The organism is Buttiauxella brennerae ATCC 51605 (genome assembly GCF_001654925.1).
Lineage (GTDB): Bacteria > Pseudomonadota > Gammaproteobacteria > Enterobacterales > Enterobacteriaceae > Buttiauxella > Buttiauxella brennerae.
Genome location: NZ_LXER01000017.1, coordinates 391633 through 415378, shown reverse-complemented (window position 1 = coordinate 415378; position 23746 = coordinate 391633). Strand labels below are relative to the sequence as shown.

Below are 23746 nucleotides of genomic sequence, written 5' to 3'. Positions count from 1 at the left end.
ACGACTCGAATGATTCGTGTTATTGAATCCCTGCTCAGATGAGCGGGGATTTTTTTTATCCTTTGACGATTATGGCTTTGGTTGCAGCGATAGCACGTGCAATGGCATCTTCCACGCTGGAACCTGTTGCCAGTGCCACACCCATTCGGCGTTTACCGTTAATCTCAGGCTTACCGAAAAGCCGTACTTGCAAACCTGCGCCTACTGCCGCACCCACATTACCGAACTGCACGTTATCGCTGCTCAATTCTGGAAGGATCACCGCAGAAGCTGCCGGGCCATACTGGCGAATGTCACCAATCGGCAAGCCGAGGAAAGCGCGGACGTGCAATGCAAACTCCGAAACGTCCTGAGAAATAAGCGTCACCATACCGGTGTCGTGCGGGCGAGGGGAGACTTCACTAAAAATAACCTCATCGCCACACACGAAAAGTTCGACGCCAAACAAACCGTAACCCCCCAACGCTTTCACCACTTTTTCAGCAATTTCTTGCGCACGGGCAAGAGCTGCATCGCTCATTTGTTGCGGCTGCCAGGATTCGCGATAGTCACCGTCTTCCTGGCGGTGGCCGATTGGGGCACAGAAATGTACGCCATCGACAGCATTAATCGTCAGCAGGGTGATTTCGAAATCGAAATTCACCACACCTTCGACAATAACTTTGCCTTTACCTGCGCGACCGCCTTCCTGAGCGTACTCCCACGCTTTGGCTAACTGGTCGGCTGTACGAATAAAACTTTGCCCTTTGCCGGAAGAACTCATCACCGGTTTAACGATGCAAGGCAGGCCGATTTCTTCAACTGCCTGTAAAAATGCAGCTTCGTTATCGGCAAAGCGGAAGCTAGAGGTTGGCAGAGCGAGTTCTTCTGCGGCCAGGCGGCGAATACCTTCGCGGTTCATGGTCAGTTTGGTTGCGCGCGCGCAAGGCACCACGCACTGACCTTGATGCTCAAGCTCAACCAGCATGTCTGTTGCGATCGCTTCAATTTCGGGAACGATGAAATCCGGCATTTCTACGGAAACCAGTTTTTTAAGCTCGGCACCGTCCAGCATATTGATGACATGGCTGCGGTGAGCAACATGCATCGCGGGGGCATCGGCATAGCGGTCTACGGCAATCACTTCCAGACCCAAACGCTGACATTCAATAGCCACTTCTTTTCCTAATTCACCTGATCCTAACAACATGACTCGTGTAGCTGAAGGACGAAGCGCTGTTCCCAAAATTGACATAATCTGTATACCCGAACGGAGAAAATAGACCGGCGAATTATAAACGAAAACGTTTGCGTGCACAGTGATTTTCCCGCTTGCACAGCAGGGGTAATATCATTACACTGTTTAAATAAACAGTTAAACCGGAGCTGCAAAATGGCGGTTGAAATCAAATACGTTGTTGTACGAGAGGGGCAAGAAAAAATGTCTTTTGCCAGTAAAAAAGATGCAGACGCCTACGACAAAATGCTCGATCTGGCAGAAGTGTTGAGCGAGTGGCTCGTACACAGCCCTGTTGCTTTCGAAGAAGGGCAAAGCGATGTGCTGGCTATGTGGATGGCAGAAAACAAAGACGTGCTGTCCAGCGTGCTGAAAAGCGGTAAATTGCCAGAACTGGAAAGTACTGAAACTGCCGGTGAACCCGCAGATGAAGCCGATAACACTGAAGAGTCTGTTGCAGACGATAAAGTGGCTGAACACCCACGTAAGCGCACGAAAGCGGCCTGAGTGTTATCGCGTCGGTTTACCGGCGCGGTTCTTTTCTCATCTTTAGCCTCATCAGACACTTCTTGACAGCCTTTCGCTTAACCTCAGAAGTTAAGTTCTCACAAAGGGTGTCTTCTATGAGCAATTGGTTACAGCAACTTCAGTCTATGCTGGGGCAAGCGACGCAATCCGTCCAGAATCACACCGGGCAAAATCAATCCTCACATTCTCCCCAGGGTAATGGCTCTCAGGGGTTGAGTAAGTTACTGGTGCCTGGCGCACTGGGTGGGTTAGCGGGTTTGCTGCTGGCGAGCAAATCGTCACGGAAACTACTGACAAAGTTCGGCACCAGCGCGTTATTGGTCGGCGGTGGTGCGGTGGCGGGAAGTGTCCTGTGGAACAAGTACAAAGACCGAGTGCGTGAAGCCCATCAGGGTGAGCCGCAGTTTGGGCAGCAGCAGTCACCGGTTGATGTTCGTACGCAACGCCTGGTTATGGCACTCGTATTCGCTGCCAAAAGCGATGGGCACATTGACGACAAAGAACGCCAGATCATTGAACAGCAGCTTCGTGATGCAGGGATTGAAGGGCCGGGGCGAAACCTTATCCAGCAGGCTATCGATCAGCCACTCGATCCTCAACGCCTGGTCGAAGGCGTTAATAATGAAGAAGAAGCACTGGAGCTTTACTTCCTGAGCTGTGCTGCAATCGATATCGATCATTTTATGGAACGCAGCTATCTCAACGCGCTGGGTGATGCCTTAAAAATCCCACAGGATGTGCGCGAAGGCATTGAACACGATATCCAGCAACAAAAACGCGATCTGCCGGGTTAACCCCGGCTTTTTTCTCAAAATCCTACGTTACGCTTGCAAGGCTGTCTGAATTTGCCACCCTTACAGGGTGTTAACTCAAAAATGAAAATCGACATGCCACCAAAAGCTAAAAAAATTCCGCATACCATGACCGTACATGGTGATACCCGCATCGATAACTATTATTGGTTGCGCGACGACGAGCGTGCAGATGCGCAGGTCCTTGATTATCTTCATCAGGAAAATGACTACGGCCATCAGGTGATGAGCACGCAACAGGCGTTACAAGAACGTCTGCTCAAAGAGATGATCGACCGTATTCCCCAGCGTGATGTGTCAGCGCCTTACACGCAAAATGGCTATCGCTATCGTCAGGTTTTCGAAACCGGTAATGAATACGCTATTTATCAGCGCCAGTCTGTGGTGTCGGAGGAGTGGGAAGAGTGGAGCACGCTGGTTGATGGTAACCGCCGCGCGGCCCACAGCGAGTTTTACACCATGGGCGGCATGAGTATTACGCCTGATAACACCGTCATGGCACTGGCCGAAGATTTTCTTTCTCGCCGCCAGTACGGCCTGCGCTTCCGTAACCTGGAAACGGGGAACTGGTATCCGGAAGTGCTGGATAATGTTGAAAGTAGTTTTGTCTGGGCAAATGATTCCGCCACGCTTTACTACGTTCGCAAGCACCCGAAAACGTTATTACCTTTCCAGGTCTGGCGCCACACCGTAGGGCACCCATCGTCTGAAGATGAATTAGTCTACGAAGAAAAAGACGAAATGTTTTATGTCAGCGTCCATAAAACCACGTCGAAGCACTTCGTGCTGATTTACCTCAGCAGCGCCACGACCAGCGAAGTGTTGTTGCTCGATGCTGAACTGGTAGACGCGCAACCGCAGAGTTTTGCACCGCGCCGCAAAGACCACGAATACACGCTTGATCACTATCAGCATCATTTCTATCTCCGCTCTAACCGTGCAGGCAAAAACTTTGGTTTGTACCGCACAAAAGTGCGTGATGAAAGCCAATGGGAAGAGCTGATTCCTCCGCGTGAGCAGGTGATGCTGGAAGGCTTTACCCTGTTTACTGACTGGCTGGTGGTTGAGGAGCGTCAGCAAGGGCTGACCAGCCTGCGGCAAATTAATCGCAAAACGCATGAAGTCACCGGCATAGCCTTTGACGATCCGGCTTATGTAACATGGCTTGGGCACAACCCTGAACCAGAGTCTTCACGTCTGCGTTACGGTTACTCGTCAATGACAACCCCTGATACGCTGTTTGAGCTGGATATGGATACCGGCGAGCGTCGCGTGATCAAACAAACTGAAGTGGCGGGTTTTGATGCCAGCCATTACCGCAGCGAACATTTATGGGTCACGGTGCGTGATGGTGTGCAGGTGCCGGTTTCCCTGGTCTACCACCGCGACCACTTCCAGCGAGGGAAAAACCCGTTACTGGTCTACGGTTATGGTTCCTATGGCAGCAGCATGGATGCCGATTTCAGCAGCAGTCGTTTGAGCCTGTTAGATCGTGGTTTTGTTTTTGCGATTGCCCACGTACGGGGAGGGGGCGAGCTGGGCCAGCAATGGTACGAAGATGGTAAGTACCTGAAGAAAATGAACACCTTCAATGATTATCTCGATGTTTGTGACAGCTTGCTTAAACAGGGATACGGCAATGAAAACTTGCTCTATTCGATGGGCGGTAGCGCGGGTGGCCTGCTGGTAGGTGCCGCGATTAATATGCGCCCGGAGCTGTTCCACGGTGCGGTGGCACAGGTTCCCTTTGTTGATGTGTTGACGACGATGCTTGATGAGTCAATTCCGCTGACCACTGGCGAATTTGAAGAGTGGGGCAACCCGCAAGATCCTGAGTACTACCACTACATCAAACAATACAGCCCGTATGATCAAATCAGTCAACAAACCTACCCGCATATGCTGGTGACCACCGGCTTACATGACTCGCAGGTGCAATACTGGGAACCGGCAAAATGGGTCGCTAAACTACGCGAGATGCGTACCGATGACAATTTGCTGCTGCTGTGCACGGATATGGACTCAGGGCATGGCGGGAAGTCGGGGCGATTTAAATCTTATGAGGGCGTGGCACTGGAATTTGCCTTCCTGATTGCCCTGGCGCAAGGCACGCTGCCAGGGTAATCGGGAAAGTACTTAGTTAATCTTCGAGATAATGCTTTAGCGTCATTCTGAGATCCGGTGCGAGTTCCTTGATGTTATTTAACATCCAGCGCAAGTAGCCCGGGTCCTTATCCGCAATTTCGGCAATAGGTTCACCACGGTATTTGCCAAAAGCCATAGTTTTGACCAGCGCCGGGCGGCCAGTAATGGTCACCATTTGGTCCGGCGTCCAGCCTGACTCATCCATAATGCGAATCAGTAATGCGGCAGTGATATAGCAGTCAAATAACGCGCGGTGATGATGCAGACCGGCAGGCGTTTCTACGTTCAGCTTGAGTGACTTGTATAAACCCATATTGCTGTACTTAATGCCTGGCCATAAACGGCGCGCCAGTTTCACAGTACAAATCCATTCGCTGTCGGGCAGTTCAGGCAGCATACGCTGGTCAAAACTGGCGTTATGCGCAACATAATATGGGCTGCCGTGATAGCGTGGAATAACCTCTTCGATCCATGGCTTATCCGCTACCATCTCTTCGGTAATTTTATGGATGGCCATTGCCTGGTAGCTAATAGGGCGGTCCGGTCGTACCAAATCGCTCATCGGGTTTACAATTTTACCGTTTACGATATCGACGGACGCCACTTCCACCACGCCACCCTGTAAACCACAGGTTTCCGTATCAATAATGCGCAGCATACTTACTCCATCAAACCTTCGCGAATTTCATTTATGCGCTAGCGTAATGGAATGATTTCACCGTGCCAACCTTTTGCATCACGTCTTCCAACTGCAAGTAGCTCGCCATGATCGGCGCGAACAACTAATTCACCGCGATCGTCCCAACAAGCACTGCGCCCCGCAGACCGATATTCGCCGCTAGAAAACGCGTGGTTAGCTAATAAAACGGGCAAATTGTATTTATGGGCCCAGCGTTGCAGATACATTTCATCTTTCTGGTAGCTGATTTCATTAATGAATTTCCCCGTGGCATAGAGACTTGCACCCATTTCAGCTGCACTGCGCGGCCCGGTTTCTTCATCGCTGTCGGTGCTAAAACCCATCGCCACGCTACGGTTGTGCATGCCAACCAGCGGCGTGTGTTGGCCGGGCAGGTCGATATCGCGGGCGAGTGGTTTGCAGCAGGCAACTCGGGAACCGTCAGGTAAAAAGCCCACGGAACCGGGTGAAACGCCTTTTTCGCATTGTAGAGGTAAGCCAACCACAATGGTCATTTGGTGTTCAACGGCAGCATTTTGCAGCGGATTGAGTCGTTCATCGGTAAAGTGAAGGGCGCGCTGGTGCTGATTTTCAACGTTGAAACCGGTGAGAGATAGCTCGGGGAAAATTAATAGATCGATTTGTTCGGCAACGGCGCAACGAACAAAATCCAGATGATGTGAGATATTCGAATCAAGGTCATTGGGCGTGGCGCCATACTGCGCCGCAGCAACATTCCAGAAAGGCATACGTTCTTCCTTAATCTATCTACCTAACGGCCATCATCCTATGGCCGCTACAGGTAATTCCTGTGTTTGGATATTTAAACCGAGAAAAATCTTAACACCAATTATGTAAGGAAGTTTAGTACCGCTAATATTTATTTCACTTTAGGTTCGTATGGCAGACGCGACAGGTTTACCGACGCCAGGCGATGTGCAATCAACCTTTCTCTGAACCAATCACGCAGGTGCGCGGGTTGCTCGCGTTCGACGACTTCAGCAATAACAGGCATATTGTAGCGCTCCTTAAAGGCTACTCCTGCCGCGGCAAGATCCACATTGATCTTATCCATTTCGTCCATTGGTAATTCAGCAAGATTGTGGTTCATATTGGCCTCCTGTTTTGTGCCGCAAAGGTACTGGTTGCTGCCGTAGATGACAACCCTTTACGGCAATATTCAATCATTGATAGCTGTTCTCATCTCGACTTAACCTGGCCTCAAGGTTATCCTTTTGCCGTCTCGAATAAGAAAAAGGAATAGTTGATATGGCTTTCACTCGAACTCGTCTCTTTACCCTCTCTACACTCTTTGCCGCCCTCGCAGTACCCGGCGCTGCTTTTGCCCATGCGCATTTAAAGCACCAGTATCCGGCGGCAGATGCGGCAGTGACGGCTTCACCTCAGGCGATCACCCTTAATTTTTCTGAAGGTGTTGAGGCGAATTTTAGCGGACTTACGCTGACCGGGCCACAGCAAGCTGTGGTGAAAACGGGTACGGCTAAACGTAACGAAAAAGATGACAAGCAGCTGATTGTTCCGGTCGAAGAAGCAATGAAACCGGGTGATTATCAAGTTGACTGGCATGTCGTGTCGGTTGACGGGCATAAGACAAAAGGGAAGTACCACTTCTCGGTGAAATAAACCGATGTTGCCTGGTCTTTATATCGCGCTGCGATTTATTCATTTCACGGCTCTTATGGTGCTGCTGGGCAGCACCATATCGTGCTCGTTCCTGGCGCCACAGCAATTTAAACCCGTGATTATTCGTCGTTTGAAATGGCTGTGGCATTCTGCCGTGTGGATGACAGCGCTAAGCGCAATATTGCTGCTATGCGCTCAGGCTGGAATGATGGGCAGCGGCTGGCGAGATGTTATCAACCCCCAGATTTGGCTGGCCGTGCTTGGCACTCGTTTTGGTTCTGTGTGGCTATGGCAGATCCTTTTGGGCGTTATTACCGTCGTAGTATTACTGATTAAACCCCGCATCTTACAGCCCATGTTGCTTATTCTGGCGGCGGCACAGCTGATTTTACTGGCGGGCGTTGGGCACGCGGCGATGCGCGAAGGTTTCGTGGGTGGCTTACAACGTGTAAACCATGCTGTGCATTTACTTAGTGCAGGCTGGTGGGTTGGGGGATTACTGCCGCTGTTAATGTGTATGCGTATGGCACATAAACCTCAATGGCGACAGGCGGCGATTACCACGATGATGCGTTTTTCGCGGTACGGGCACCTGGCAGTTGCCGCCATATTGCTGAGCGGCTTAATCAATTCCCTGATGATTTTGGGTTGGTCATTGCCCCTGGAAAGCGACTATGTGCGCTTCCTGTTGGTGAAGGTTGTCTTTGTTGCCGTGATGGTTATCATCGCCTTGTATAACCGCTATTTTTTGGTGCCGCGCTTTAATCGAGCACCAACAGCAACAAAACAGTTTATCCAGTTAACCTGGCTGGAAGTCATTTTGTCGGTGCTGGTTCTCCTTGCGGTTAGCATTTTCGCGACCTGGGAACCGTACTGAAAGTGTTTGAGCTCAAGAGACATTCATGAAAAAAAGTATTTTGACGTTGTTATTGCTGGCCTGTGCGGGGAGTGCGTTAGCCGCACCACAGATTATCACCGTTAGCCGTTTCGAAATGGGTAAAGATAACTGGGCATTTAACCGCGAAGAGGTGATGTTAAGTTGTCGCCCGGGCCACGCATTGTTTGCAATCAACCCCAGCACATTGATGCAATACCCATTAAATGACGTAGCACAGCAACAAGTCAGCAGCGGCAAAACAACTGGTCAACCAATATCTGTGATTCAGATTGATGATCCGAACATGCCAGGGCAAAAAAAGAGCCTTGCTCCATTTATTGAGCGTGCAGAAAAGTTATGTAGCTAAAACGCGCTAACTTATTCATCAGCAATAAAAAACCGCAATACCCATCAACCGGGTATTGCGGTTTTTATCTTAAATGTCACCTGTAACGCAGTTTTTTTCCGAACACTTTTGCGCCGGACTGGAAAACCTGCGCCGGTAAACTATTCTTAGAAGGCAAGGCGATGTCTGCCTGCATTAATGCCAACTTTTAGCGCACGGCTCTCTCCCAAGAGCCATTTCCCTGGACCGAATATAGGAATCGTATTCGGTCTTTTTTTATTCGCTGATTAAAATCAGCGACTTATAATAAATTCAGTTACTTACCGCACATCCTGTTGCACTCCATTACACCCAATATGATGCTCTGTAGTCACTTTGTGGACGCCCCGCCAAGCTTACTGAGCGGGTTTAATATAAGCGCATCCTCAAGATGATCAGGCGCAAAATGGGCATAACGCATCGTAACTCGAATATCAGAATGCCCCAAAATTCTTTGCAGGACAATAATATTCCCACCTCCCATCATAAAATGACTTGCAAATGTATGCCTAAGTACATGACTCATTTGGCCTTCTGGTAATTGAAGTTCGGCAATTTTTATTACGCGATAAAACTGGCGGTAACATTGCTCAAAAGGCTTACCGTCACGGCTGATGAGCTCTTTATATAACTCATCAGATATTGGAACTGTTCGGTTTTTTTTGCCCTTCGTGTTTACGAAAGTAATCTTATTAGGTGAGAGTTGAGATTTCTTAAGATTTGCCGCTTCACTCCAGCGTGCACCGGTGGAAAGGCAGATTTTTACAATCTGGGTTAATTCAGGATTTCCATGACCACGACACGCACCCATCAATCTTTTCACTTCATCGTCAGTAAGCCAGGACATCTCTTTTTCAGGCTCATCAAACTCACGAATATTCTTGAGTGGGTTAGGGTAGTTAACCTCACCAAGCCGGGTTAACTCATTAAACACTGCTCGTAGAAAAGCATGTTCACAGTTGACCGTTCCGATGGAAACCTTGAGTGATTTTTCACTGGTTTTATAACCGTTAGCAATCTGGCCGGTGAGTCGTCTATCCCGATAATGCGCCCAATCTTTAGCTGTTATCTGCGATGCTATTGGGTCACCTAACCCATTGCAGATAATATTAAGTTTGCCCAAACGTCCTTTTTTGTCATTTAAAGAACATCCATGCAATTTATACCAAAGTTCAATTAACTCACTTAAGCGTCGATTGTCTTCTTTATCAGCTAACCAGGGTTTCTCTTTTACCTGTTCCAGCTGGTAATTTTCAAAGGCCAGAGCTTCACCTCTGGTAGTAAATTTTTTGCGAACTCGCTTGCTGCCCCGTCCATCAATATAGACATCGCAAAGCCATTGGCCATCAGGTTGCTTGCGTACGGTCATGTGGTAATCCTGCTAAATCAAGTTTATGAAATCTACTGTATACAAAACCAGTATTCAATGTTTGATTTTGCAAATTCACACAATAAAAATCCCGCCGTGGCGGGATAGATTATGCTTCAAAAATGAATGTTTCCTGACCGTCGCTGGTTGGATGGGGCGGGGCGGCAAAAACTAACTCTGGTCTGGCAATATATCTGACGAACGTTTCAAGTGTGATGAATGTGCTTCCGCAGTTGATATTCTGGCACTGGTAATAGCGCTCTTTAGTAGTAGTTGAAGCCGAGTGACTACTTCTGGTATGGCCCGCTTGACCACACTTAGGACAATTCATCATAACTTCAACCTCCCAGAGTTTAATTCAGTCATTTTACATACGATGTATGCAAATGCGAAATCAAACTTGCAAATGAATCACCCCATCTCTAAATCGCTAATTTTCACCTCAAGCTCCAGTGAAGTCGTGAATCCGCTATCACTAATGCTGTTTGTCACTGTTGTGATAATCCAGTCAGCTTCATCAATCTGGCTTTTGAAGCCATTCACCCTGACGGGTAATTCAGGAAATAAATCAGCACGACCTTTTGCCAGCTGTATTGAGAACGAAGCAGCACCGCGCTGAATCCGCTCCCATGTTGTTTTAGCTGCCCGTTCGGCATTCGCCCGGCTCGCATAGGTCCGGCTCAACACCAATACGTTTTCATCAGAACCCACTAAGTATTCCCCTTGCTTGGGTTCTGGGGCTTTGGTTTCTTTTTTCGTGGTTTTGCGACGGCGGCGCTTTACCTTCACCGCTTCTTTTTTCTTTGGCTCTCGCGTATGTAACCAACTGGCAGTAACCCCGGTATAAGCGCCACGGTCAGCCAGGCTGAACCGATGTCCATCACCGACTGAACGGGTAATTGTCATTACCGGTAATGGTCTGCCACTGGCGGTTTTACCCTGCCCCTGACGAATAAATAACAGATTGCCATTTTTGATGGCCGCTATGGCGCCATACTCTTTTGCCAGGCGCATCAGGAAACTACCGTCAGATTCATTGGTCTGGTCGAAATGTTCCACCGCCTGCGCTTCCAGTTCTTTACCCAGCGCTGCGGTGAGTTTATGGCGGGTGGCTATTTCATTCACCACTGCGCCAACGGTGGTTTCATGCCATGAACGCTCCCGCTTGATGTTCAGTGTTTCCCTGAAATCCGCACTGCGGCCACGAACGGTTAATCTGTCCGGGCTGCCAGAATGCTCAACCTCATCAACGGTAAACTTGCCTTTAACAATTAATGGTTCATCTTGCCAGCCCAGAGCCAGCGATAATACCGCACCACGGCGTGGCAGTTGCAACTGGCCATCAGCATCATCTAATTCAATATCCAGCTGGTCAGCTTCAAACCCCCGGTTATCGGTATGCGTCAGTGAAATCAGGCGTTCTTCCAGTGAAGTGGTAATGTCCTTATCATCAAGCGTCACCCTAAAAGCTGGAATCAGGGCTGTGCCGGTCACAAAGCTAAAATCAGTCATGACAATAATCCTCCGGCCATATTTATTGCGCTATCTTTCAGTTCAGTGAGTTGCCCTGACATATCACCCAGCATGGAAGCCAGTGATTCATCTATACGTTTCAGGGTGAGAGTAAACTCAATCTTCCTGGGCGCACCATCACTGAAAAACTCGCTTTTGGTCTGGCTGATGCTTTCGATCACATACATTCCATATATGGTTCCAGACCCTTCAATCAGCGGCCAGCCTTTACCCGTTGCAGCCATTAGTTGCAGAGTCAACATAGAAATGCTGCCGCCTGTAATGAATGGCATTAACACGCCTGAAAGTGTAATGGTGTCGGTATCCGGCCCCAGAAACTGCAACGTTGGGCGTAAACCCACCCGGCTGTTGCTGGCATGTCGCCATTGTTGCTGGTACTGCAATTCCTGGTACGGTACCGTTTTCAGTGTAAAAACGAACATCCCCAGTGTCATCATCATCAGTCATTTCCTCCCTGGTCTCTGAAACTGCTGCGGGTGCGGGCCGCCGCTTTACGATCACGTTCATCCAGCAGACGGGCCAATTCACGGGCAATATCAGCGCTGCTTTGGGTTGGTGTTGGGTAAACATTGATAATCGTCGGTGGCGGTGTTGCTGCCGCTGTTGTGGCTCCGCTCTGCCGTGCAGGCTGTGCGCTTTCACGGTATTCCTGAACCGGCAGGCTGAACGGGTGCAATGGTTTTGCCGCAACCGGTGTTGCCAGGCTGCCAAAGGCCAGCGCGGTCGCTCCTGCCAGTGCAGCAGTACGGCGGCGGCTGGTAATATTTGCCGGTCCGTTCACCAGTTCCGGGCCATTTTCACCCACAATACCGAGCTGGCCACGCGGGATATAACCGCCAGAATCATACAAACGCGGGTACATCATTGGGAAACCACCCGGTGGAAGCTGCACTTTTCCATCTTGTGTGACCGTTGGGGCGGTTGGCCGCTGAAGGCTGTCTGATTTCGGTAATGTGGCTGACTCAGCTTTTATCACCCCCATTTTTTCCAGTAACCATGAAACTGTTTTGACAACAGCCTGTAATGGCGTCAGTGCAATGTTCACACCTGCCGCCAGCCATTCACCAAATTTTTTGCCCATGGCTGCGGCGTTATCCAGTTCTGCGGCGGTTGATTTCACAGGGGTTAGCAGATCACTGAACCAGCCAAACAGGGCTTTTACCTTATCCCCTATCCAGCCAAATACAGGCTGTAACGGTGCAAACGCTGCCATGATAGGTGCTGCAGCGGCGCTGAAACCCTCCACCACACCCCCCAGAAATGCCTTGATGGGTTGCCAGTATTTCCAGATAACCAGTGCCACGCCTGCCAGTGCAGCAATAACCAGCGTAACGGGCGATAACAGCACGCCCATGACACTCCCGATAAACATCAACCCGGTACGCACCAGACTGAGCGGTGAAAGTAAAAACGATAATGCACCACGCAATAGCGTGAACGGTGTTCTGGCCAGCCATGAAATACCGCTACCCAGTCGGGTCACAGCCGAAATGACAGTGGGAATAAACTGGATGCCTAACGTCTTCAGACTCAGACGCACTAATGCCATCGGACCAAGCACTGCTGCAAACCCTATCATCAGCGCACCCGAAGCTACGGCAAGAGCCGCCATTCCAGCCACTACTTTCATGATGGTGCCAGCCAGCTCCGGGTTGCGCTCCACCCAGCGGCGAATAGCATCGGTGACACGCTGGACGTTATCCATGATATCCATCAGCGGCTGGCGCAGGGTTTCCCCCAGACCACTCATGACATTTTCAGTGCCAGCTTTAACCAGCATCCACTGAGCAGACAGAGAATCTTTATTGATATCAGATTCTTTCTGCATAGAACCTTTAGCACCTGTTCCCTGCGTCAGTTCCAACTGGCGGCGCAGTTCGGTCAGGTTATTGGCCAGTTTTGTGGCGTCATCGCCGTACTCTTTACCAAACAGCTGAGTAAGAAGTGGGGTTTGCTCCTCCGGTTTCAGCTTATTGACCTGCTCCAGCACGGTCATAATGGTGCCCATGGAGTCGTTGACCATGGATTTCTGCAATTTGAACGGATCAAGTTTGAGTGTTTGCAGACCTTCCTGAAAACGGTCGCTCTGAATGGAGGCGATAGATAATTCACGCACCATGGCTTTTGCGGCACTGGCGGCCACGTCGGGTGCCGAGCCTAATGACAGGAATGTCGAGCCGAGTGCAGCGGCTTTCTGGTAGTCCAGGCGGTTGGCGGTATCCCCCATGCGTTGCAGCACATCAATGATGTCGCCCCCTTTGGACATCGCGTTATCATCCAGATAGTTAATAACATCACCCAGTTGCTCAATATTGCTGATGGGGACTTTGTACAACTGCGCAATTTTTCCGAGGTTCTCAGCCAGCTGGTCTGCGGGTAATTCAAATGCGGTGGCAGCTTTCGCGGAAGTAGAGGCAAAATCCAGCAACTGTTTTTTCTGCTCGGCCCACGATGTCGCATTGGCTCCGATCCCCATACGAGCACCACCTTCAACCAGTGCGGCGTAATCTACCGCACCGTTCTGCATCGGCAGCTGTTCACTGGCGGTTTTAATGGCTGCCTGCATTTCATAAAATTGTGCCGTGCGGTTGCCGTTGTTATCGCGCAGACCGTTAACCTGTTTGGCCACACCCTTCATGGCATCTTCCAGACTGGCGTAGTCTTTCACCGCAGACACGACCGGCGCACCTATCGCCACACCTGCACCTGTCATGGCCGCACCTGCACCCGCCACCCGGTCCCGAACTTCCAGAGTTTTGCTGTACTGGTTACGGGCGTTCGTCATTTTTCGCTGCTGTTCGCCAGCCCGTCGCAAACGCGCTTCGTTCTCCGACAACTGGCGGTTATAGCGTTCGGTTTCACGGGTTATACGGGCGGTAGCACTGGCGCCATCGTTAGCAGAAATACCAGCGCGGTAAAGCTCGGCGCGAACCTGGGCGGTTTTTGTCTGTAGTTTGCCCTGGCGTTCTTCCAGCCGCTGGACAGCAAGGCGCTGCTTTTCGAGTGCCAGCACCTGACGTTGTGACGGTGGACCGGATGCGCCCAGCTCCTGATTCATCAGGCTGGCTTTCTGGCGTGCGTAGTTGAGGCGGTCACCCAACTTCTGGTTTTCTGCCTGGAGTTTTTTGAAGCCGTCGAGTTTGGCGCTGGTCTGGTTCAGCTGGGTTAAGGCATCACGGGATTTTTTGACCGACGCGGCCAGCTCCTGGGTGCTGGCACGCGCCTGTTTAAACGGGCGGGTAAGTTTGTCGATGGCACTCATCACGACCTGCAAGCGCAGGTTACGGTCATTCATCTGTGGCGGCTCCGCTTCGCATAATGGCTTTGTGCCGCCACGCCAGAACCTCCGTCAGTGACATTTCACCGGTTACAGCGGGCGGCCAGTGAAAGATGGTGGCGATATCTGCCACCAGGTCATCAACCGTTAGTTCTGTGGGGAATCCAACGTCACCGACTTCGGCAACAAAAAAGAGACTAACTCAATAGATAGCTGCAACAGGTCGGCAGGCTCCATCAGCATGATTTCGGTTTTGGTCAATGACGGCGTGGTGACACGGGGCAGCACAATCATCATGGAATCCACGTCCATATCCATCAGCGCCTGCAAGCGCGTGCCGCGCAATGCGCCTGACTGCGGTTTGCGGACAATGATTTCAGTGATGGTGTTAGCGCCGCGCAGAAGTGGGTTATCCAGTTTGACGGTTGCCTCAGTTTTTGGCAGTTCGGTGTTTTCGGTAGTGATAGCGTCGTCTTTCATGGTGTTATCCGGTTACTTAGAAAAGGTTTCAGGCGCGGTGACCGCGCCCGTGATAATTACAGGCCAATGGCTGCGCGATGTGCTTCCAGCAGGTCCTTGCCGTCCACAATCCAGATCATGTTGATAAGGTCCACTTCATAGAGCACCTCACCATCAATGGTCAGTTTGGCGTAGGTGTTGGTGCCGGATACTTTGGTGGTAGAGCTGTCACCCTGCTTAAATTCACCGGAGTCCAGTTCCTTATGGCGCCCACGGGTCACCAGTTCCAGCGCCTGAATTTCACCGGTATCATCACGTTGAATGGATGCGGTAAAACGCAGCATCACGCCATCAGCGGTGACGGTACCCATCTGCTTAAACAGCAGCGCTTCGGTACCACCAATGGTGAATTCTGTATCCAGTGCGCCATCATCCAGACCCAGACTGATATCCACTGCACCGGGCATCCCGCCGCCCCGGTACTTCTCAAATTTTTCCGTCAGTTTCGGCAGGGTCAGTGATTCCACAATCCCAATCCAGTTGATGCCGTCATTAAACAGGTTCAGATATTTAACTTTGCGTGGCAGTGCCATTTAATCCCCTTAGCCTTTCGCCTGGCTGGTGAAGTCCATCAGATAAGAGTCGGTAATACGCTGGCGTAACATCAGGTTTTCCAGCGGTGGAACCGGCGTGTAGTCGTAATCAATGGTGAGCTTCCCGGCTTTCAGCGTGTCTTTGCTGTTGGCATCGTCACTAATCCACGCCTGACCACCCAGCAGATAACCCTGGCTGACCAGTTCGCGCAGTTTGGCGTTGATACCTTCAATAATGTCGCGTGCCAGTGACGGGGTGAGCGGTTTATCCATCGCCCAGAAATGCGCTTCGGCCATGGTGTCCATCAGCACCTGGGCGGTGCGGGTGTAACACTCAAACTGGAAAAGTGGGTCAGCACTGAGCGTGCGCACACCCCAGAAACGGAAACCGTCACGACGAATAAGCGTGGTGACATCCTTGCCGTTGAGCAGACCGGCGTCGGTGTTCGGGTCCTGCAAGTCCCAGTACACATCTTTGGAAATGCCGGTCACACCCTGCACAACTTCGTTGGACAGGCACTTATGCCAGCCGGTCTGCTCATCAACCAGCGCACGCAACCCCAGCGCACGGGCGGTTGCCCACGCAATGGTTTCGGCGTTCTTTGCCGTATCCCAGTTGATGAAGTCAGGCCAGATAAGCATGGCTTCACGGTCACCGAAATTATCGCGGTAGTTCATCGCCTCCACGAAATTGGCGCAGTTCCACGCTGAAATGTAGGCAAAGCCGCGCAGTTTTTTGGCAACAGAAATCAGTTCTGCCGCCACCGGCTGACTGTCCAGACCCGGCGCACCCAGAATGCGCGGTGTCACGCCCAGTTTTTGCGCAGCAGTCAGCAGCGCTTTCAGGCCCGTTGGCGAACTGACCGCCGCCGAGGCTGCGGTACCGTTTTTCACGACCGGCGTGTGTGCAGCATCCAGCCCCAGCAACGGACCCAAATCGGTTTCGCTGGTCACTGGCTGCGCGGCGACCACTTTCGAATTCACCCCGGTAGATACAGATGTGACAGTGAATTTACCGGCTGACTGGTCCCACGATACGGTAGCGCCGGTCAGTTTTGCGGTCACAGCTGCCGCAACAGCGGCAAGGTCAGCCGCACCGGAAAAGTCCAGCCCGGTGATGGTTTTTAGCGCGCCATCAATGGTGATTTTCAGTGTGCCGTTCTTGACCGCATTGAAGCGGGCGATCAGCTTTTCATTTGAGGTCAGTGCGGGGCTTGTCAGCGTGCCGGAGGTGGCAGGGTTGCTACCATCAATCGCGGCACCCGCCACAGCAACTGGATTATGTGCGGCGTCCAGTCCCAGCAGCGGACCGGCGTCGGTTACCACATTGACTGCCATGGCCACACCCAGCATGGAAGGAATGCCGGTTGATGCTGATGCCATAATAAAGCTGGACCCGTTCCAGGCCAGCGTGGCGCCGGACAGTTTTGCCGTAATGGCTGCGGCAACGGCGGCCATGTTGGCGGCATCCGTTCCGGCAGCAATACCTGACAAATCCACATCCGCAAAGGACTGCGTCTGGCCATCAACGCTGATTTTCAGAATGCCGCTTTTCACGGCTTTGAAGGCTGCAAAATTCAGTTCACTCTGAGTGAGTGCGGCACCCGTCAGGCTGGCTGAAGAAGCAGGAGTGGCAACACCGGAAACCGCAGCACCAATCACATTACTGGTGTTTTCGGCAGCGTCCTGACCTTCTGCAACACGGACCACGACCACGACAGGGTTAGTTTGTGCAGCAATGGCATCCAGGGCGTTATACAACGTGCCGCTGCGGCCAGCTTTTGCCATCGCGCTCTGGATATTGGTAATCAGGGCGACTTTATTTAGCGGGAATGTTTCAGCGTCTGCATCGTCAGCGGTACAGACCATACCGATGATGCCTGTTGAAATTGTGCGGATGGTGCGCGTACCTTCGTTAATCTCGGTGACGCGGACACCGTGATGGTAATCTTGCATGTGCGGCTCTCCTCATGAGGTTTCCGCTCCATGTTGCTGTCATTTTGAGGCTGGTTCACGCACTGGCCATTGTGTCAGCGTTCACACAACAGCCATAAAAAAACGGCCCCACACTGGAGGCCATCGGTAAGCATTTATGTGTTATGGCCAGTCAATATCCGGGGCTGTGGTCAGGTCTAGGCGGCGCAGTCTGGTGCGCTTCTCACGTAATGCGGCAAGCTCTTCCACTTCTTCAGGTGTTATATCACCATCATCCTGCGCGTCAGTCAGTGCATTTATACGCGCACTGGCTAATGCCATTTCACTGTCGCGTCGTTGTACAGCAACCGCAGTAAAGTCAGTTTCCGGATCACTCAGCACGGGGTAACCATCCTCATCCGGTACAATGATTTTCCCGTGTGATTGTGCCCCCATCAGAAACTGATACTGCTCATGACTGACTTCGGTCAGCTCCTCTGGCCACGTCCCTGCATCCACATACTGCTCCTGAAATTCTTCAGGATAAAAACCGTTCGTTTTCGCGCAAAAAAATATCTTTTTCATATTAGTACCCCAGCGCCACATAGAACCCGGCGCGTGCATTCACGTCCCCGATCCCTTTTGTAATCGTTGCCTGTGTTTTGTTTTTCCCGGATGCCCCCAGTTGTTCTGAGGAACCCCCGCTACCCGGCGTTGGGATAACAGCCACACAGGCGTTTGGAAATGCCCGGTTAAAGGTGACGGTGGTATTTGAACCCGCAGCAGCACCGATAGAAAACTCCCCGTACTGGACGATTAATTTCCCGGCACCTAACTGCTGGTTACCGGTTGTTGGCCCCAGTGTTCCGGCAAAACCACTGGTATCCATTTTCTCAGCAAGTCGGTTGGTAAGATTCTCCGCTGTAGCAAGAACGATATTTTCACCCGATGATTTCTGTTTGACATACGGGCGACCTTTATCACCACCAAAAAAGCCCACCAGTTCACAACCATCCGTGCCGGGTTTCAGTGCAAGACCGTTATTCATTGCCGCCGTAGTGGCAATCGTGATGACAGTATCGGTGGTTTTATGTCGCAAATATGGCGAGCCTGCCGCACCGCCAACAAACCCCGCCGCCCCGCAGGTATCACCATCAATCTTATTTGCCAGCGCGTTAGTCATTGTCGTGGCAAAATTTGCATCATTACCCAAAGCGTCAGCCAACTCTTTGAGTGTGTCCAGCGCAGCCGGGGACGAATTGACCAGGGCAGACAAAGCCGCTTTTACAAATGCTGTGGTGGCAATTTGCGTACTGTTCACCGTCTGGGCTGCTGTCGGTGCTGTCGGTGTTCCGGTCAGTGCAGGACTGGCAAGATTTGCTTTCTGTTCCAGTCGCTGCGTTACACTGTCGGCGGTGGCAAGAATGATATTGGTGCCCGATGACTTTCGTCTGACATAGGGACGACCTTCATCATCACCAAAGAAGCCCACAAGTTCACAGCCATCTGTTCCTGCTTTCAGCGCCAGCCCCTCATTTAGCGCCTGCTTAGTTGCAAGATTAATAATGGCATCAGTGACTGTATGACGGAAATAAGGCAAAAGCGCATCGCCACCGACAAAACCGGCCGTTCTGCACGTATCGGCATTAATTTTTCTTGCCAGCGCATCGGTCATCGTGGTGGCAAAGTTCGCGTCGTTACCCAAAGCATCAGCCAGCTCCTTGAGTGTATCCAGTGCCGCAGGGGATGAATTAACCAGAGCAGACAAAGCCGCTTTAACAAATGCTGTAGTGGCAATTTGCGTGCTGTTAACTGTCTGGGCAGCGGTCGGCGCTGTCGGTGTTCCGGTCAATGCCGGACTGGCCAGTGGTGCTTTGAGCGCAAACCGGGTTGAGACGGATGATTCCGTTGGTAATCCGATAGCGGTGTCACTGGTGGCATGACGCATATAGGGCAAATCCACCGCGCCCCCGACAAAGCCCGCCGCAAAGCATGTGTCACCATCAATTTTTCGCGCCAGTTTTGCGGTCATTGTTGCCGCAAAATTTGCATCATTGCCCAGGGCTGCGGCAATTTCGCCCAGCGTATCCAGCACCCCTGGTGACGAGTTAATCAGTGCGGTAACAGCAGCCCGGACAAAGGCGGTGGTCGCCAGCTGCTCGGTGTTGGTACCCGCAGCAGGCGTCGGAGCCTTTGGGGTCCCGGTCAGTACCGGACTGTCGACAGGGGCTTTTGTTTTTGTCAAATCCATAACGGTTTTCACCGCTTTGGGTGTGGCGGCCAGTGTTTCTGATGCGCTGTCCGTGGCGCTGTTGAGCTGCGTAAAGCCTTTTTCGGTCAGTGTGGCATCAGGATGTTTGCGTGATTTCTCATGCTTATCAATGGACTCATCCACATATTCCTTTGTCGCCATCACCGTAGACGAATCAATGCTGATGGTGACCGCTGACACATCACTGACCGCAATCACCATACGGATAACCTGCTTGCGGCCCGCACCTTCAGTCAATGACGGCTTGTAGGTTTCAGCCATGTTACCCACGGCCAGCAGAGTACCGGCAGCATCATAGAGCGCCATTTCGCGCATCCAGAAACCACCCGTTTCCGGGGGGATGACCAGCTCCGCGATGATGTTTTTCGGATCACGCGCGTCAATGCTGGCACTGTTCAGCGCTGCGCGATGCACTTCATGGACCAGTGCCGTTTGTGACGGAACCGGTGTAGGGAGTGTGCCGTTGCCGTCACCGACCGCCATTCTTGCGTGGCTGTCCAGAACAATGCTACCGGTTCCTGCCAGTACCGCAGCAATCTTGGCGGCACCCGCTGTGGTGATAATGGTTTTAAATTTGGCCATGATTTTTATCCTGGGTAAACAGTAAGAATGTCGCCGTCGTAAATGATGCCACCCGCAAACAGATAGCCCGGCACCTCCTGCACAATGTTGATGGAGCATGTCCGGCTGACAGGTTTTGCATCACTGATGAGTCGGTCCATTTCCGTGTTCATGTCTGGGGTCATGCCGTCTTCCGGCACGCCAATATCCAGTTCAAACGAACCCGGTGTGCCGTTGTTTTCCCACCATTCTGTAAAACCGATGATGCGCCCTAGCGGCTGCACGGCACTGCGAATAGCAGCAATAGTTCCCTTGCGTCGGTGGATGAAAAACGCATCGGTCACGACTTTACGTTTAACGTTCTCGGGCCACTTCTCATCCCAGCGGTCAACCGAAAACGCCCATGCCAGATAAGGCAGAAACTTTACCGGGCAGGTCTGCGGATTCCACAAATCACGCAGTGGCACACTGAGGTCACTGATGCCGCTACAGGTCTGTGCCAGTCGGCGCTCAAGTGCCGATGAACCCGGAGGTAACAGGCTATTCATCTGTCCCCCCGATAGTGACGGTTGATGCGGTACAGTAAGCCGCTTTTGATTTGTCCAGCACCACATCATCAACCGGTGCGGTCAGCTCAACACGCTGCACACCCTCAACATGGAGTGCGCCGTAAATAGCTGATTTGCGAATGTCGCGCCCCAGACGTGACTGGGCTTTGATGTAAGTCTCTAACCGCGCAATGGCCGCCGCTTTGATGGGTTCGGCTTCCGGTCCCGGATAGAGATAGAGCTTTGCCTCAATGGTGTAATTCACGATGGTGGCAGACTGCACGGTCACCCGGTCAGCCACCGGGCGCACGCTTTCATCATTCAGGGCGGCATTCACAGCGGCAATCAGGTCAGCGCCTGCCGTTCCGTCACCTTCACGCGACAAAACGGTGATGGTGACATTCGCCGGGGACGGACTGACCGCCGAGGCATCAGCCACACGGCCATCGGCACTGCGGGCATGGAATTCATAGGCCGCAGACGGACCGGCGACACTCAGACCTTCCATCGCAGCCGGGATTCGCTGACGCAAATCACTGTCCGGCTCCATTACGGCCGCAACCGGTGGCACGGCATTCAGGTCAGCAGGGGTAATAACCAGACGCTGCACGTTATTATTAGCAGCAAGCTGGTCAAGGTCCGACCCCATGGAATAAGCCACCATCACCGCCTGCGCAGCTTCATTGATACGCTGGCGCAGCAGAATTTCACGGTAGGTATTTTCCTGTAGCGTCTTCACCACCGGTTCAGATTCCAGTGTCAGCGTGCGGGTAACGGCGGCCTGTTCTTCTGCAGGATGCAACGCAACAAACGCCGCTTTGCGCTCGGCAAGCAGGGTTTCAAAATCCGGCACATCAACTACCTGCGGGGCGGGTAGTTGTGATAAATCAACAATGCTCATGTGGCAGCTCCCAGTCCGACAGATAAATTAACCGGCCCGCCTTCGGTGCGTACTCCGGTGAGGTCCACCACCATAGAACCGTCACTGGCGCTGGTAATATTGATGGTGGTCAGTCTGATACGGGGTTCCCAGCGGCATAACGCGCCATAAGTGGCAGCCATCACCCGCAACCGGGTGGCAGGATTCTGCGCTTCATCAATGAGGTCAGGTATTAGCGAGCCATATTCACGACGCATCAGCCGACTGCCGACCGGCGTCAGCAGAATGTCGCGCACCGACTGGCGCACGTGGTCCAGTTCGGTCAGGCGGGTACCGCTTTGCTGGTTCATGCCGAGGTATCTCATCAGACTGGGCCTCCTGAGTTGTCACTTCCCGACTTCACGCCGGAATGCTGATGGGTATCAACCACGATGCCATTGGAAGACAACGTGCCACCGCTGTGGGTAATGTTGCCGCTCATCGTGCCGCCCTGTTGAACCTCCAGCGTGCCGGTGGTCAGTTTGTTGGTGCAGACCACTTCCGGGGTATCAAGGGTGATTTGTTGGCTGGCTTTCACAGTGACCAGCGGCACCGTCACATCCACCGATTCGGACGCTGTTACCGTGGCGGTTTTAATGCCGCTGACGGTCAGTGCGCTGGTTTCCGGTTCGTACTCAATCACTGCCCCATCCGGGAACGACATATGAAACGCATCAGCTGACGCTGATGGTGCGGGGTTTTCATCGGAGTAAATGGCAGGCAGGACAAACGCAGTGGTCAGGTCACCGCCGATACTCAGCAGTAATACCTGTTCACCCACGGACGGAGCCCACCATGTGCGTGAACGACCGGCGCGGGGAGTGAGCCAGTTCAGCCACGTGGTTTGCAACTCACCCGTCTGCACCCGGCATAATCCTTCCTGTAAATTCACGTCAAGGACAGTTCCGGTGCGGATCAGGTTGTTGAGCAGACGATAGATTTCGACAAGTTTTTCGTTCATTGTTTTAACTTGTCATCTTAGTTTGTGGTTTTCATCAAATGATAAATGTGTGGTGTATGGCACAATTTATGATGGTGAAAAAGTGTTTTGATGGAGTGGATTAGTGTCTTTTTATAAATATGTATCGAAGTACGCATTAGAAAAAATCCTTGAAGGAAACATTAGACTCACTCAGCCTGGCGCTTTCAACGACCCCTTTGAAATGGCTATTGAGACCTATAACCCATACGAAGAAAACAATAAGGATCTACAATTAAATTTTAATGTCTTGTTGCCTCAGCGTGATATTTCAAAGTATCTATTAAACAACGATTTTGAAGATGATAATTGCAATGACCTTTATATGAGAGATCTCATTGGCACTCTAAATAATCATATAGGCATGCTTTGCTTAACAAAGAATCCTGCTTCTCACTTAATGTGGGCGCACTATGCAGAGGAGTATTCAGGTGCTGTCATTGAGTTTGATGATGGTCATGATTTTTTCCAAGGTTGTCATCAGGTAAAATACGTTGTTGACAGACCAAAATTTCATATTGATTATTTTTTGAAAGAACCCTTAATTCCACTTTCCGAGCTGTATATAAAATCCACGGAATGGGAGTATGAGGAGGAATGGCGGTTATCTAGAAATTTGAAGGATTGCCATCGTATAAAGCCTAAAAAAGGCAATATGGATATATTCACAATGAATATTCCTGATGATTGTATAAAGTCCATCACATTAGGTGAAAGAACTCCTTTAGCATTAGTGAAAAATGTTTTCCACAAAGTTAAAAACACCCACATAGCACTATCAATTGCAGTGCTTGCAAACTGGAAATATGAATTCAGGAAGGAAATCATCAAATACAACACCCCAATAAAAGAAGGCGGGGTAATAATGAGCCCTACAACCGCTGAGATTTTTATCGGCGAAAAAGGAGATATTGGAGAAGCTGCAAAATGGATGACTGTTAGTCACCCAATGTCGAAATTTGCAAAATCAAGATTGAACTATTATTCAAAATAAGCCATGTAAATTTGCTAATATAATAAACCCTAGCGCTGTAAG

At 51.3% G+C, this 23746-nt stretch carries 26 protein-coding genes and 1 pseudogene; 7 read left to right on the top strand and 20 right to left on the bottom strand.

Annotated elements, in window-relative coordinates:
* Positions 1 to 55 precede the first annotated feature (55 nt).
* Positions 56 to 1234: a formate-dependent phosphoribosylglycinamide formyltransferase gene (purT, locus tag M975_RS10170; protein WP_064559203.1), complete on the bottom strand. Its 1179-nt coding sequence runs from the start codon at positions 1232 to 1234 to the stop codon at positions 56 to 58.
* A gap of 138 nt (positions 1235 to 1372) precedes the next feature.
* On the opposite strand from purT, the gene M975_RS10165 reads away from it, so the two are divergent.
* The 3 genes from M975_RS10165 to ptrB all read left to right on the top strand — a co-directional run bounded on the left by M975_RS10165 (position 1373) and on the right by ptrB (position 4680).
* Positions 1373 to 1723 (top strand): YebG family protein, encoded by a 351-nt coding sequence (locus M975_RS10165; protein ID WP_064559092.1) that lies wholly within the window; start codon positions 1373 to 1375, stop codon positions 1721 to 1723.
* 116 nt (positions 1724 to 1839) lie between these two features.
* On the top strand, positions 1840 to 2538 hold the full coding sequence (locus M975_RS10160) for a tellurite resistance TerB family protein (RefSeq protein WP_064559091.1): 699 nt from the start codon (positions 1840 to 1842) through the stop codon (positions 2536 to 2538).
* A 93-nt stretch (positions 2539 to 2631) separates the two neighbouring features.
* Entirely contained in the window at positions 2632 to 4680 is a 2049-nt protein-coding gene (gene ptrB, locus M975_RS10155; protein ID WP_064559202.1) for an oligopeptidase B, read from the top strand.
* Between the two features lie 16 nt (positions 4681 to 4696).
* On the opposite strand, the gene exoX is transcribed toward ptrB, so the two are convergent.
* The 3 genes from exoX to M975_RS10140 all read right to left on the bottom strand — a co-directional run bounded on the left by exoX (position 4697) and on the right by M975_RS10140 (position 6491).
* Positions 4697 to 5359 (bottom strand): exodeoxyribonuclease X, encoded by a 663-nt coding sequence (gene exoX / locus M975_RS10150; protein ID WP_064559090.1) that lies wholly within the window; start codon positions 5357 to 5359, stop codon positions 4697 to 4699.
* A 38-nt stretch (positions 5360 to 5397) separates the two neighbouring features.
* Complete coding sequence (locus M975_RS10145; protein WP_064559089.1) at positions 5398 to 6129, bottom strand: carbon-nitrogen hydrolase family protein; 732 nt, start codon at positions 6127 to 6129, stop codon at positions 5398 to 5400.
* Between the two features lie 131 nt (positions 6130 to 6260).
* Entirely contained in the window at positions 6261 to 6491 is a 231-nt protein-coding gene (locus M975_RS10140) for a DNA polymerase III subunit theta (protein ID WP_064559088.1), read from the bottom strand.
* Positions 6492 to 6649: 158 nt separating this feature from the next.
* On the opposite strand from M975_RS10140, the gene yobA reads away from it, so the two are divergent.
* Genes yobA through M975_RS10125 form a run of 3 tightly spaced genes read left to right on the top strand, consistent with a single transcriptional unit; the run spans position 6650 to position 8268 of the window.
* On the top strand, positions 6650 to 7024 hold the full coding sequence (gene yobA / locus M975_RS10135; protein WP_064559087.1) for a CopC domain-containing protein YobA: 375 nt from the start codon (positions 6650 to 6652) through the stop codon (positions 7022 to 7024).
* A 4-nt stretch (positions 7025 to 7028) separates the two neighbouring features.
* Complete coding sequence (copD, locus tag M975_RS10130) at positions 7029 to 7901, top strand: copper homeostasis membrane protein CopD (protein ID WP_064559086.1); 873 nt, start codon at positions 7029 to 7031, stop codon at positions 7899 to 7901.
* 25 nt (positions 7902 to 7926) lie between these two features.
* Complete coding sequence (locus tag M975_RS10125; RefSeq protein ID WP_064559085.1) at positions 7927 to 8268, top strand: YebY family protein; 342 nt, start codon at positions 7927 to 7929, stop codon at positions 8266 to 8268.
* 349 nt (positions 8269 to 8617) lie between these two features.
* On the opposite strand, the gene M975_RS10120 is transcribed toward M975_RS10125, so the two are convergent.
* The 16 genes and pseudogenes from M975_RS10120 to M975_RS10060 all read right to left on the bottom strand — a co-directional run bounded on the left by M975_RS10120 (position 8618) and on the right by M975_RS10060 (position 22692).
* A complete protein-coding gene (locus M975_RS10120) occupies positions 8618 to 9655 on the bottom strand; it encodes a phage integrase (RefSeq protein WP_083967875.1) in 1038 nt (345 codons plus the stop codon).
* A 109-nt stretch (positions 9656 to 9764) separates the two neighbouring features.
* On the bottom strand, positions 9765 to 9989 hold the full coding sequence (locus tag M975_RS22385) for an ogr/Delta-like zinc finger family protein (protein WP_074388357.1): 225 nt from the start codon (positions 9987 to 9989) through the stop codon (positions 9765 to 9767).
* Positions 9990 to 10066: 77 nt separating this feature from the next.
* Positions 10067 to 11167: a phage late control D family protein gene (locus M975_RS10115; RefSeq protein WP_064559084.1), complete on the bottom strand. Its 1101-nt coding sequence runs from the start codon at positions 11165 to 11167 to the stop codon at positions 10067 to 10069.
* On the bottom strand, positions 11164 to 11628 hold the full coding sequence (locus tag M975_RS10110) for a phage tail protein (RefSeq protein ID WP_064559083.1): 465 nt from the start codon (positions 11626 to 11628) through the stop codon (positions 11164 to 11166). The genes M975_RS10115 and M975_RS10110 overlap by 4 nt, the downstream gene beginning before the upstream one ends.
* Positions 11628 to 14483, bottom strand: coding sequence for a phage tail tape measure protein (locus M975_RS10105; RefSeq protein WP_064559082.1), 2856 nt, complete (start codon positions 14481 to 14483; stop codon positions 11628 to 11630). The genes M975_RS10110 and M975_RS10105 overlap by 1 nt, the downstream gene beginning before the upstream one ends.
* Positions 14476 to 14598 carry a GpE family phage tail protein gene (locus tag M975_RS22380; RefSeq protein ID WP_074388356.1) on the bottom strand — a complete coding sequence of 41 codons (123 nt, stop codon included), beginning with the start codon at positions 14596 to 14598 and terminating at the stop codon, positions 14476 to 14478. Before M975_RS22380 ends, M975_RS10105 begins: the two co-directional genes overlap by 8 nt.
* Before the next feature lie 14 nt (positions 14599 to 14612).
* Positions 14613 to 14945 (bottom strand): phage tail assembly protein, encoded by a 333-nt coding sequence (locus tag M975_RS10100; protein WP_064559081.1) that lies wholly within the window; start codon positions 14943 to 14945, stop codon positions 14613 to 14615.
* A gap of 56 nt (positions 14946 to 15001) precedes the next feature.
* Complete coding sequence (locus M975_RS10095) at positions 15002 to 15517, bottom strand: phage major tail tube protein (protein ID WP_064559080.1); 516 nt, start codon at positions 15515 to 15517, stop codon at positions 15002 to 15004.
* Positions 15518 to 15526: 9 nt separating this feature from the next.
* The gene (locus M975_RS23405; protein ID WP_342446894.1) at positions 15527 to 16786 is read right to left on the bottom strand and encodes a phage tail sheath subtilisin-like domain-containing protein; all 1260 of its coding nucleotides are present in this window, start codon (positions 16784 to 16786) and stop codon (positions 15527 to 15529) included.
* A pseudogene (locus M975_RS23395) lies at positions 16781 to 17473 on the bottom strand (DUF3383 family protein); the annotation flags it as partial. The pseudogene M975_RS23395 and the gene M975_RS23405, both read right to left, overlap by 6 nt.
* Positions 17474 to 17614: 141 nt before the next feature.
* A complete protein-coding gene (locus M975_RS10085; RefSeq protein WP_064559079.1) occupies positions 17615 to 18016 on the bottom strand; it encodes a tail fiber assembly protein in 402 nt (133 codons plus the stop codon).
* 1 nt (position 18017) lies between these two features.
* On the bottom strand, positions 18018 to 20285 hold the full coding sequence (locus M975_RS23390) for a phage tail protein (RefSeq protein WP_064559078.1): 2268 nt from the start codon (positions 20283 to 20285) through the stop codon (positions 18018 to 18020).
* A gap of 5 nt (positions 20286 to 20290) precedes the next feature.
* On the bottom strand, positions 20291 to 20812 hold the full coding sequence (locus M975_RS10075; protein ID WP_064559077.1) for a phage tail protein I: 522 nt from the start codon (positions 20810 to 20812) through the stop codon (positions 20291 to 20293).
* Positions 20805 to 21713 (bottom strand): baseplate assembly protein, encoded by a 909-nt coding sequence (locus M975_RS10070; RefSeq protein WP_064559076.1) that lies wholly within the window; start codon positions 21711 to 21713, stop codon positions 20805 to 20807. The genes M975_RS10075 and M975_RS10070 overlap by 8 nt, the downstream gene beginning before the upstream one ends.
* The gene (locus M975_RS10065) at positions 21710 to 22060 is read right to left on the bottom strand and encodes a GPW/gp25 family protein (protein ID WP_157093364.1); all 351 of its coding nucleotides are present in this window, start codon (positions 22058 to 22060) and stop codon (positions 21710 to 21712) included. The genes M975_RS10070 and M975_RS10065 overlap by 4 nt, the downstream gene beginning before the upstream one ends.
* On the bottom strand, positions 22057 to 22692 hold the full coding sequence (locus M975_RS10060) for a phage baseplate assembly protein V (RefSeq protein ID WP_064559074.1): 636 nt from the start codon (positions 22690 to 22692) through the stop codon (positions 22057 to 22059). Before M975_RS10060 ends, M975_RS10065 begins: the two co-directional genes overlap by 4 nt.
* Before the next feature lie 103 nt (positions 22693 to 22795).
* On the opposite strand from M975_RS10060, the gene M975_RS10055 reads away from it, so the two are divergent.
* Positions 22796 to 23704 (top strand): DUF2971 domain-containing protein, encoded by a 909-nt coding sequence (locus tag M975_RS10055; RefSeq protein ID WP_064559073.1) that lies wholly within the window; start codon positions 22796 to 22798, stop codon positions 23702 to 23704.
* Positions 23705 to 23746: the final 42 nt, after the last annotated feature.